This is a genomic window from Vibrio scophthalmi LMG 19158 (assembly GCF_000222585.1).
Classification (GTDB): domain Bacteria; phylum Pseudomonadota; class Gammaproteobacteria; order Enterobacterales; family Vibrionaceae; genus Vibrio; species Vibrio scophthalmi.
Map to the genome: position 1 here is coordinate 39841 of NZ_AFWE01000229.1, position 10599 is coordinate 50439.

12 protein-coding genes are annotated in these 10599 nt (G+C 43.1%); 10 read left to right on the top strand and 2 right to left on the bottom strand.

Features of this window, described 5'->3' with window-relative positions:
• From RH88_RS22575 to RH88_RS22595, 5 genes are all read left to right on the top strand, one after another.
• Positions 1-342 (top strand): hypothetical protein, encoded by a 342-nt coding sequence (locus RH88_RS22575; RefSeq protein ID WP_005600378.1) that lies wholly within the window; start codon positions 1-3, stop codon positions 340-342.
• Positions 339-839, top strand: a complete 501-nt coding sequence (locus tag RH88_RS22580) for a lysozyme inhibitor LprI family protein (RefSeq protein ID WP_005600379.1) — start codon at positions 339-341, stop codon at positions 837-839. The genes RH88_RS22575 and RH88_RS22580 overlap by 4 nt, the downstream gene beginning before the upstream one ends.
• Positions 840-870: 31 nt before the next feature.
• A complete protein-coding gene (locus tag RH88_RS22585) occupies positions 871-1305 on the top strand; it encodes a hypothetical protein (RefSeq protein WP_005600380.1) in 435 nt (144 codons plus the stop codon).
• Positions 1306-1367: 62 nt separating this feature from the next.
• Positions 1368-3275, top strand: a complete 1908-nt coding sequence (locus RH88_RS22590; RefSeq protein ID WP_005600381.1) for a hypothetical protein — start codon at positions 1368-1370, stop codon at positions 3273-3275.
• 248 nt (positions 3276-3523) lie between these two features.
• Complete coding sequence (locus RH88_RS22595) at positions 3524-3949, top strand: hypothetical protein (RefSeq protein WP_005600382.1); 426 nt, start codon at positions 3524-3526, stop codon at positions 3947-3949.
• 132 nt (positions 3950-4081) lie between these two features.
• Here the strand turns inward: RH88_RS22595 and nifW are convergent, their stop codons facing one another.
• Positions 4082-4357 carry a nitrogenase-stabilizing/protective NifW family protein gene (gene nifW, locus RH88_RS22600; RefSeq protein WP_005600384.1) on the bottom strand — a complete coding sequence of 92 codons (276 nt, stop codon included), beginning with the start codon at positions 4355-4357 and terminating at the stop codon, positions 4082-4084.
• 282 nt (positions 4358-4639) lie between these two features.
• Between nifW and RH88_RS22605 the strand changes: the two genes are divergently transcribed.
• Entirely contained in the window at positions 4640-6316 is a 1677-nt protein-coding gene (locus tag RH88_RS22605) for a DUF342 domain-containing protein (protein ID WP_005600388.1), read from the top strand.
• 83 nt (positions 6317-6399) lie between these two features.
• On the opposite strand, the gene RH88_RS22610 is transcribed toward RH88_RS22605, so the two are convergent.
• Positions 6400-6960, bottom strand: coding sequence for a TetR/AcrR family transcriptional regulator (locus RH88_RS22610; protein ID WP_005600390.1), 561 nt, complete (start codon positions 6958-6960; stop codon positions 6400-6402).
• Between the two features lie 88 nt (positions 6961-7048).
• Here RH88_RS22610 and RH88_RS22615 point away from each other — a divergent pair, with 88 nt between their 5' ends.
• From RH88_RS22615 to RH88_RS23780, 4 genes are all read left to right on the top strand, one after another.
• The gene (locus tag RH88_RS22615; RefSeq protein WP_005600392.1) at positions 7049-7582 is read left to right on the top strand and encodes a dihydrofolate reductase family protein; all 534 of its coding nucleotides are present in this window, start codon (positions 7049-7051) and stop codon (positions 7580-7582) included.
• 505 nt (positions 7583-8087) lie between these two features.
• The gene (locus tag RH88_RS22620) at positions 8088-8813 is read left to right on the top strand and encodes an IclR family transcriptional regulator (RefSeq protein ID WP_005600395.1); all 726 of its coding nucleotides are present in this window, start codon (positions 8088-8090) and stop codon (positions 8811-8813) included.
• Positions 8814-8818: 5 nt separating this feature from the next.
• Positions 8819-9652 carry a hypothetical protein gene (locus tag RH88_RS22625; RefSeq protein WP_005600397.1) on the top strand — a complete coding sequence of 278 codons (834 nt, stop codon included), beginning with the start codon at positions 8819-8821 and terminating at the stop codon, positions 9650-9652.
• Positions 9653-10381: 729 nt separating this feature from the next.
• Entirely contained in the window at positions 10382-10534 is a 153-nt protein-coding gene (locus tag RH88_RS23780) for a hypothetical protein (protein ID WP_005600399.1), read from the top strand.
• The last annotated feature ends 65 nt before the right edge of the window (positions 10535-10599 follow it).

Below are 10599 nucleotides of genomic sequence, written 5' to 3' on the forward strand. Positions count from 1 at the left end.
ATGTCTGAATCTCAGGGGATAATTGAATTTTTCGCTATGTCAGGTCTCTTGCATATCTTGGCGATTCTCGTGTTGTTGGTTGTTATCGTCATTGTTGTGGTGATCGCCATTTATGCATCGTCAAAATCCAGTAGTAAAAGAGAAATGGTCACGGATGGAGGTGTTAAGCAGAAGGGGATTGAGACGAATTCTATTAAAGGTCAAGAGTTCATGAGACTGGCTAGCTACTATGACCCTAAATTGCCACAACGAGCGTGTGTGAGTTGTGCCAGTACGATTAGAAAGGGCAAAGCCGTCTGTGCTCAATGTGGCGCTTTATCTGTCGCGCAGCGATCATCATGAATAAACTTCTATCACTAGCGCTGTTTATATTTTCTTGTGCCAGCCAAGCCAATGAGTTTGTCGAAAAGCCGATTGAGCATTTTCAGCCGTTAGCCGAATTTGCGAGTGTTGCTGATTATGAACGGCCAATTGCTGAGTACGTACAAACCTGCTTAGACAATAGCTTTGGCGGTTCACTGTCACTGCGCTGTTTCGTGGCTGATGAGTTGTGGGATAAAGAGCTTAATTATTACTACCGATTACTTTATCGAAGTTTAGATTCAGAGGGTAAGGCGGAACTTAAAACCAGTCAGTTAGCTTGGTTAGCCTCACGCGATCAGAGTATCGAATTTAATCGTCATCTTATCCGTCAGCAATACCCGCAGGCGGGATCTATGTATGTCGCAATTCGTGCACAGGTCGCATCTGATCTATTGGCTCCGCTGATTAAGCAACGAGCCCTGTTACTCAAGCAATGGTTAGAAATATTAGAACAGCAGCCTTTCGAGCCGCTGTGACGTCATGGATATAATTAATTAAGTAAAGAATATGAAACCTTTTATCCCTCTGATCACTTTTCTTTTTGGATGTGTGAGTACCTCCTTACTTGCCAACGATGTGATGGTGGATACGCGCTGTTTTTCCTCCCCTAATGGGAAAATCAACCTTGAGCTCAAAACCTATCTAGACCGAGATATCGGCTGGGTGGGCGGACAAGTGCGTTATAAGCAATCTAAGCACTATATTCCCCTCGTGTACAAAGGGTCAGAAACCATCAATGAAGTCCCTGATAGACCGTGGGAGTTCAAACATACTTGGTTGGAAGTTGTCGACGGTAAAATCAATGGGCGCTATGAGTTCCATAGCCAAGGTGCAGTGATGTGGAATTTACATTACATCCACAGTAGTGGTCGAAGTGTCGATCTCTCTAATCAGTCTTATAACCTTGATGATAACGGACAATGCATCTGGAGTAGCAATTAGCCAACCACTAACAAAGCGTAATCGCCATAAATAACAATAATCGCCATTGAATAGGTCGGATTTTGAAAAATATAATTAAGTCACTTTTTAATCGTTCAGCAATATCGAGCGAAGATGAGTTAGGCATTCAGCATCAGCTTGCAAAAGATACAGAAGAAAACAAAAAAATAGAGCCGCAATATCGTATTCAAACCCAGTGCTTGTATTACGGCGGTGTCGCGCAATTGCAAATTGTTAAGCAGAATGGTCTCAATTCCGAGTTACACAGCCAGTTTGAACTGCAAGGCTGCCAGCAGGATGTGGTATTAACCGAATGGTTGGATAGCACACGTTTTGTTGCGGTTGATAAGATGGGACAAGTTTATATTGCTGCGATTAACGCGCCAGGTAAATTCACGCTAGCGCCGATATTTTCATTCGAGGTATATCCCACCAAAGACGTTTGCTTGCAGGACGGCAAATTGTACTTAGTGGGAGCAAAGAATAGCGGACGTCGTCGAGATAGCCTCCTATTCTCTACTGATCTTAGTATCGCGCTAACACAAACATCGGTAGAGCAATTGAGTGCTGCTCATTTCACCATTGAGCACTATGAAGTACCTTTCCGCTTTGTTGGTGGCAGCATGGTTTATATTGGTCGTGATGAATTTGTTTTCTACCAATTGGGTAAAAAGCGCACTCATCAACTGGTCAGCTTCAATCCAATTACAGCAGCTGTAGAAACCTATGATCTAGCAGGCAAACCGGCTCCAGATGAGATTCCTATTCGCCATATTTTCTTTCAAGATAAAAAGCATGCCACGCTAATATTGGCCAATGCGGAAACGGTGACATTCGCCAAAGGCGCTGATGACGTTGAACCATGTTTTGATTTTTCGGTGCAGTTTATCGATTTCAAGCAGAAGAAAACTGTGTGGAATCGCGTTGTACGCTCATTGAGCGCTGAACAAATTTGTGACAAATATGATCGAGAAGAATTGGTTGAATCATTAACTGCTATTGCAGGCGGGGATGTCAGTTCAAGCCACCATGATCAACTACAAACGTTTATTGAGAGTTTAACCTCGGCTACGCTAGCAGAAGATGGCCAGAGTATTTGGCTTGGCTGGCAAGATAACAAAATTCAACAGATATCGCTCAATGGAGAATGCTTAACGCCGCTCTATTCGTTGATACGAGCAGGCAGTGAACGTGGTTTAAGCCTATTTGAGCATGAACCAGTGGTGATCCAAGGCCAAATCGACCAACATTTGATGATTGCCGTTGGTATGGAAGACGATGAGTTTTTCTGGCAATGCGATCTTGCTCAGGCGGAGCTTGCTAATACCAATAGCAATACCAATCAACTGCAATGTGCTCAATCACAATTAACACTGACCATACCCAACACGATTGGTGCTGTTCCCGCCACAAGTGGTCAGGTAGATGTACCTTGCCAAGACTTCAATGATGACAATGCGCGTGTAGAGTCGCTGAGAAATCTATTGGCACTGATGCCATCATGGCAATCTCATTATGAGATGAAGGCGGGGGATGGTGCTCATGCCACATCATTCTATGTCGCGTTTAACGGCCAGCAAACTTGTGATGTCACGATGAAAAGTGAATACGATGTTTTCCCTTATGCGGCTGGCCACGCAGAGGGCGCAGATCTTATTGCGCAAATTATTGCCCAGTATGCTACTTGGTTATGTGCCGGTGATCTTGTTGGAGCGAAAGGCCATCCCGCATTAGCTGATGCAGTGATGTCTTTGGCTGATAAGCGCCAATATTTACCCGTCATTGCCGACTATTTCTGTGCGATAGGTAGTCGAGAGCCTGTTAACCCTTATCATATACATCAAACGTTGCCTGTCATTCGTGAGGTGCATGCCGACACACCAGAGTTGACGGCCTTTATGGCGAAGGTCCCTTGGCCATGGAATGATGCGAGCTATAGCGTGTCCAATGTTGGTGATTATGACGATTAACCAACCAGTTGATAAATAGTAAATTATCGCTACAAAAGGACATGGGTTTTACCGTGTCCTTTTTACTTGTTAGTTTGCTTGTTACATTATTAGTAATTCAACTGCTTAAGATGGCATTAAGCCCGGTTGGGTAGGAGTATAGCGATTTGGCGGCAAGTTTCAGTTTGCGTGCTTAGCGGCTTGATTTAAGATGCAGGACATTGGCATAACTTAATGCCACTAATGTAGTAATAATAGGAAGGTTAATCATGAAAAAATATTTCACCGCGCTGATGTTGGTTACTGCTCTAACTGGTTGTGATGACGCAAGCAAAGCGATTGAGCAAGCACAAGATGCCGCCAATGACGCCGTAGATAGCCTTCAGGAAAAAATCGAATCGGTGGATCTTGAGTCGCTGAATATTGATCAATTTGGTGAAGCCGCCGAGTCAGCAGAAAAATTGGCCGAATCAGTGCAAGAAGCGTTGACGGTGGATTTTGCTGACCAAAACGCGCTCACTGAAGCGAAAGAGCACATCGCCAATGCGTATGCTTGTTTAGTTGATGTTTCATCAGAATCGACCGCAGAAAAGCTGATGAATAAAGTGATGGAAACCGTCAGCAATCAAGAAGCACAATCGTTGATTGAGCGCAGTATTGATAAGGCTAAAGAAGCACAAGAGTGTGTGATGTAACCCCCCTGCGTATTTGCTGCTTCAGCGTTGTTGACTACACTCTTCTCACTCTAATCACATAGAGCTCTATGTGATTAGAGATTCGTTTGTTTATCGCCTAGCTGTTGTTGATGATGTTAGGATGATGATGTCTTAACGCCGTTGGCAGGTAGTACATCCTCGGCAGGCTTGCCTTGTGTACTTATCTAAGCGTGAGCGCTGAATCTTACAGTAGGCATTTTTCAATGCTCGACGCGCGGCAAACCAATCTTCTGGTTTTTGCAAAATCAAATAGCCATTAAAGCGTTTCACCAATTGAGTGCCGTATTCATTGGTGAACTTGCTATCGTACTCAATATCAAAATGATCTAAAGCTTGCTCGATAGAAGTAAAGCTGGCGATGGTTTTTTGAATTTCCGTCTGGCTCATTATAGTATTTCATGCAAGAAGCGTTATAGCTGGAAAATAGCATATCTTCTTTTTATCTGCTTTGATTTTATCCTCGTCCAGTCGAGTTTTGTTGGCGCTATTTTTGTCTAAAATTTGCACGAAAATCATAACTAGTGATTCGTTACTCAAACCTCTGTCACATCCTCTTACTTTTCTTTGTGTTATTTACCAGACTCAAGCCGGAAAATGCTAGCGCTTTCATACTTCTCACCGGTGAAGTTATATACACTGCAAGAGAGTATTTACCAAGGTAGACCGACCATGTGGAAAGATATCGTCTCACTGTCTGACGATAAGCAACAGGTCATTGCTCGCTTACCCAAAGAGATGGAGCTTAAGCGTGATTTTGACCAGAAAGGACTTGCCAACGTTTTATCCGATCTCAATGTCGGAGCCTACTTTGTTCTTGAAGAAGAAGTATTGCGTTTTCTCTCCCTTGCCAAAGAAGGAAAATCGGAAGCATTCCACGGTATCGTGGTTGCGGAGGTACGCAACGCGACCGTTGAAGTTTTGGTTACCGATAACGATATGCTCGCTAGCATGGTTGTGACGGGGGCTTACGGCGGTAAGCCGCTACAAGGTCCACAAGTGATCCACGCGCTTGCACGAGCCTCTGTGACCAAAGGCATCAACAAACTCGCGCTAAAAAAGGTGATGGTCGTGAGTCACCAGCTTAAAGCAGGTAAACAGTTCACCCAACCGGTGGCCGCCGGTAAAAAACCGATTGAGGGTAAAGACGCGAAGTTCGTTGCCTTGGTGAAAGATGTCTCTAAACAAGTTTTAGCGCCGATTGAAGATGAAACCGGTAAGGTGGATATGCTCAATTTGGGTGAGACCATCAACGTCGCCGCGGGCCAATCTTTGATGCGCCGTGTTCCTCCAACGATGGGCACTCCCGGTTTAACCGTGCAAGGTAAAGTTCTCCCTGCTGGCGACGGTAAAGACGCTCCACTCAAAGAAGGCAAAGGCACGGTGATTTCCGATACCGATCCTAATGTGCTGGTGGCAGCGGTATCTGGTATGCCAATTTTGCATGCTGCGAGTGTGGATGTGGATGAAGTTCTGGTGGTGCAATCGATCGGTGTGGCAACAGGACATGTGAAGTTTAAAGGCAACGTGATTGTACGCGGCAATATCGAATCAGACATGATTGTACGGGCTACGGGCAATATTACGGTGGCTGGCTTTGTGGAATCGGCAGACGTACAGGCGCAAGGCGATATCGAAGTCGCGAAAGGGATCATTGGCCATAATGTCTCTGATAACCAAGCCAAATCATGTCTACTGAAAGCGGGTGGGTCAATCAAAGCCAACTACGCCCAGTTTAGTGAATTGCAGGCCGGTCATGATATCAATTTGACCATCCACTGCATGAATAATGAAATTCGCTGTGGCAACAACTTAACAGTCAGTGATGAGTCTGGCCGTCAAGGGACGTTAAGCGGTGGGCGAACCAAAGTTGGCGGTAAAATTACTTGTGTTAATCTCGGAGTCGAAGGTGATACCCCAACTCACATCCATGCCTTTGCGCGCTATAAAATGCACAAAGAGCGCCAAAATAAATATAAAGAGCACTACCAATTGGCGCAAGAAACCACGATGGATGTCGTGCGCAAAGAGTTAGAATTTAAAAAGCGTCCAAAAGCCGATCGCAGTGAAGAAGAGCAAGACCAGATCGATAAACGTAAAGTCGCCGCCAATGCGAACTTGGAAAAAATTAAATATGCACGTGATAGCCACGAGGCTGAGTTTAATCGCTTGTTAGAAGAGAACGTGGTGAAGGTGACCAATAAAGTCTACTCTCATGTCACGATTCAATTTGGTGAGGATAAAGTGACGACTAAGCGCTCTCATGGGGCGAGTTTTTTCAGTTTTAATCAGTTTGAGATCCGTTGCTCTGCCACGTTAGATGAAGATGCCTTAGCGGAAGATTTTTAGACCACTGACGTGATTGATTTATATTTGAAAGCTCTTGTGAATAACAAGAGCTTTTTTATTGTCAGGGAAAAAGTATTAGGGGGTTAGTCAGGTGAAATCGCCGCGCAAATCAGAAAAATCGCCCCTTCACTCATCGTAATATCGAGTGATTCTCGGTCTTGATTGCACTTCATTGCCAATGCAAATCCATGTAGATAATCCACTAAGAGTCCTAATGCATTATTGATAGTGGTTTCATCGAGCTGTAAAGGCTCTACGACCATCTCAAAGCGCTGAGTGAACAGTTGGGCTGGGCCAAGCGCTTTCATCGACAGCAGTGTTTCTAGCAAGCCATTATAGCGTTGTAGCAATCGTAAATAACTGTGAGATAAGCGTATCAGTTCATTTTGCCACGTTTGGTCTTCTTGAGGCAGGTAAATGTCGTTTATCAAGGAGATGGTAATGGCTTCTAATAGCGCATTCTTATTGTCAAAGTAGTGGTAAATCGCCATCGCATCGACGTTAAGCGCGCTAGCTAAACGGCGAATACTGGGGACTTTGTCATCCTCTCTCATTAAGCTTTTTGCTTGTTCAATGATACTGACGTGGCTCAGTGCGACAGAATCTTTGGCTGGACGACCACGCTTACTACTCTTGACACTCATTTGGATGACTCGCTAAACTCAATTAATTCTACGATGTAGATTTAATTTTAATTTCAATCCAAACAATTAACAAGTATTGGAGATCCTGATGACCAACATCGTCTATATAGCGACCAGCCTTGATGGTTATATTGCAGATAAAGAGAATAAAATCGACTGGCTACATGAGATCCCAAACCCTGACGGCAATGATTTTGGTTTCGCACAGTTCATGACAGAAGTCGATGCTTTAGTGATGGGGCGGAATACGGTGGATATGGTGCTCAGTTTTGACTGTGATTGGCCTTATACAAAACCGGTTTTTGTTTTGAGCCGCACCATGAACTGTGTTCCAGAAGGGTATGAAGATAAAATTTTTCTTATCAACGGGGAGTTGAAAGATGTCGTCGCCGAGCTAAATAGTAAGGACTACCACAACCTCTACATCGATGGTGGTTTGACGATCCAAAGCTTCTTGCGTGAAGACTTGATTGATGAATTGATCATTACCACGATTCCGATTGTGCTGGGAGGGGGGATTCCTCTGTTTGGTGAGTTACCACGGCCACTGCAATTTAAACATGTAAAATCTGAGCGCTATTTAGATTGTTTGGTGAAAAATCACTTCGTTCGCCAACGTTGAGCGGTTTTGTAGTGAAAGGCGTGTATCAGCTAACTATCTATTAGCAAAGTGGCAATGCTATCAGTAAAGCGACAATGCTATCAGCAAAGCGACAATGCTATCAGCAAAGCGACAATGTCTAATCGCAGCCAATGATCACTCATTGGCTGTTTTTTTCGTTTAAGGTTTATTTCAAACGATGAGAATCTGCTGACGCTATTCTTATTGAAAAAGAAATGATATCGATAAATTATCATTGAACGATAATCGACGTATACACCATGATAAAACACTAAAAATTGTTATTTGTAGCCAGTTAAATGGCTTAATTGACAGTTTTTCTGCAATTTCTCTCTTGTTTTTGTTCAATATTCGATAGTTTACCGCATGATTGCTCCCATTTTGTATTTTTAGTCATTCTCACCAGTTAAGAAAGTGTGAGCTTTATTGTTTATAGTTTCTCACCATTTAGGAATACAATTTGCGCAACTCTTCTATGAAAAGATAAAACATAAGTGTGAACTCGATGAAGCAGAATTCAGGACAGGTTAACGAGAAGCTATTGCAGCTTTTGATGCAAGTCGCGGTTAACGAAGAACCAGTAACAGCCAAAACGCTGAGTGAGCAGTTAGGAACGCCGATTAGTAGTTTATATCGTCACCTTAAACTACTTAAAGAGTGGAACTTGATTGAGGAAAGTCCGAGTGACAAAACCTTGATCATCGGTCCGGCTGCGTTGTTACTTATGCGTAGCTATGAAACCAGCCAGCATGATTTGGATTCTGTTGATGCGGTGCTTAACCGACTGCAAAAGCAGACAAGCGAGATGGCCGCTTACATGGTTCCCGTTGGTTACCGAGCGTTGTGTGTGAGCCGTAAAGAGAGCATGCAAGCATTGCGTTGTAGTTATGTGCAAGGTCAAAGCCAGCCGTTGCTAAGAGGTGCGTCCTCAAAAGTGATGTTGGCGTTTATGCCGGCGCAACGCCGTGAAAAAATCTTACGCTATTTTGGTGAAGCTCATCGAATTAACGAATGGCAACAGGAGCTTGATGCTATACGTTCGCAAGGTTATGCGATCAGTACATCAGAAATTGATCCCGGTGTATCCGGTATTAGTGCTCCTGTGATGAAAGGATCGAAGTTAATTGGAGCGATCTCCGTGATGGCGCCAGCGCATCGTGTGCTGCAAAACCAACAACGGATCATCCTTCATGTACTTCAAGCGGCAAGGGCACTCCCTCCAGAAAGGTGATTTGTATGTTTGGTCTATTTCGACGTAATAAAAACCACGATCCCGTAGGTGTTTCGACTCATTCAATGGCTTTGATTAGTACAGCTCAGTTACTTAAGCCAATGAAAACCGTCGAATTTGAAATGGCCGAACAAAGTCTATCTGATGTATTTGAGTGGATGACAGAGCAAAATCATAGCCGCTGGAGCAATGGCGGTCATTTTTTGCTCTCTGATCAAATGGTTGGCCGTTATCAACTCAATCTAAGTCGCTATTTAGGCTCCAACAGTTTACCTGTCGTCTTTACCAATAGTACCGAAACCATACTGCATGCTTTGCCGCTTTTGCATGCGCCCAATAAAGAACTCGGTATTATTCATGTTGGTAATCAATTCGAGAACAAAGCAACGTTAGAACCAGAAATGGGTTCTGCTTATCATTTTGCGTTGGCTCGTTTTAATCAATGTCGTTTATTTTATATCGGCATTGATTCGCGGTTACAGAATGAAAAAACGTTTGAATATGCGGAAGATCTTGGATGTGACTGGCTGACATTGCCTGAATGTGAGTTTAGTCACCGCCTCCAACTCAAGCAACAAGTGAGCAGTTACCTCTCACATTGCGATGAAGTGGTGCTCAATATTGATTTAGAATCGCTGTGCGCTAAATCTCGCTTGGAAGTTGACCGTAATTTAGATGTACAAATCGTGACGCGTATTATTCGCCAATGCTTGATTTCGGGTAAGGTCAAGATGGTGCAGCTTGTGGGTTGGAAAGATAAGCATGTTTTTGCTAAATCTACGCAAATCATCTTGCAGGAGTTGGCGGGCATGGTGCCAAGCACCGATCAAGTGGCATAGCCATTAACGAGTTATGTAAGTTAGAACGCTTATAAATTCGATTGTGTTTTATACGAGAGAATTGATAGGGGTTATAGAAATACAAAAGCTGGCTAATGAGCCAGCTTCGAGGTCGTTGTAACACACATTACGCAGTTTTATTTACTGCTTTATTCGTATCTTTCCAATATTGGATACGAACGCGGTGTAATTGTGCTTTTCTCATTTTCTTCATGATATTTCCTCACGAAAGCGCGTTCTCATATGAACGCTTTTGAATACAGTTCTTCATGAACCTTTTGAATGTAGCTTTGATTGCTTTATATAGCTAGGACTTTGATCACGTTTTATACTGAAATCTAGTCGTTAAAAGCGGTTAATGTGGATGACATATCACCTTAATATATCTGACAACAAAACGTCAGAAAAATGCCATCAAAATTAAATCCAACAAAAACAAAAGTTTAACATTTTTATTGCCGCTCATTAATATTAAGCATAATTAGTGCCAGTTATTTCTTGAAAGTTTAATGATAGTGAGGCTGATGAAGTGTGACTAAGGCCAAGTTAACACAAGGGTTTGTGATGAGTTTCTAATCTGAATTAATCCGATCTCCCATCATCCCAGTTAAAAATATTATTTGGCATAAATTTTGTGATGTTGTGTAGAATTTGTTATTCACTTGATTGACTAATCGCTTGAGAGGGCATAAATTAATAGCATATGTCCCACCCAAGAGAGGTAATCCTATGTTTACATTCGCAATTTTATCCGTCGCAATTTGCGTGTTTTTAGTCTCTTGGGTCTGTCATCATGGGTTGCCTATGATGGGCTTACATGTGGATATTGATGATGGATTACTGTTCTCTGAAGTGATTGGAGAAGACGTGCTAGAAGCATAAATTCTTCGATAAGATTTCCTCAGCGAGATAACAAAAAAAGACGTACGTACGTACGTTTCGTTTTA

Bases quoted from the DNA above. Each gene is read 5' to 3' on its own strand.
- RH88_RS22625 (WP_005600397.1), top strand. From the start codon at position 8,819: ATGTTTGGTCTATTTCGACGTAATAAAAACCACGATCCCGTAGGTGTT.
- RH88_RS22585 (WP_005600380.1), top strand. From the start codon at position 871: ATGAAACCTTTTATCCCTCTGATCACTTTTCTTTTTGGATGTGTGAGT.
- nifW (WP_005600384.1), bottom strand. From the start codon at position 4,357: ATGAGCCAGACGGAAATTCAAAAAACCATCGCCAGCTTTACTTCTATC.
- RH88_RS22615 (WP_005600392.1), top strand. From the start codon at position 7,049: ATGACCAACATCGTCTATATAGCGACCAGCCTTGATGGTTATATTGCA.
- RH88_RS22595 (WP_005600382.1), top strand. From the start codon at position 3,524: ATGAAAAAATATTTCACCGCGCTGATGTTGGTTACTGCTCTAACTGGT.
- RH88_RS23780 (WP_005600399.1), top strand. From the start codon at position 10,382: ATGTTTACATTCGCAATTTTATCCGTCGCAATTTGCGTGTTTTTAGTC.
- RH88_RS22580 (WP_005600379.1), top strand. From the start codon at position 339: ATGAATAAACTTCTATCACTAGCGCTGTTTATATTTTCTTGTGCCAGC.
- RH88_RS22610 (WP_005600390.1), bottom strand. From the start codon at position 6,960: ATGAGTGTCAAGAGTAGTAAGCGTGGTCGTCCAGCCAAAGATTCTGTC.
- RH88_RS22575 (WP_005600378.1), top strand. From the start codon at position 1: ATGTCTGAATCTCAGGGGATAATTGAATTTTTCGCTATGTCAGGTCTC.
- RH88_RS22605 (WP_005600388.1), top strand. From the start codon at position 4,640: ATGTGGAAAGATATCGTCTCACTGTCTGACGATAAGCAACAGGTCATT.
- RH88_RS22620 (WP_005600395.1), top strand. From the start codon at position 8,088: ATGAAGCAGAATTCAGGACAGGTTAACGAGAAGCTATTGCAGCTTTTG.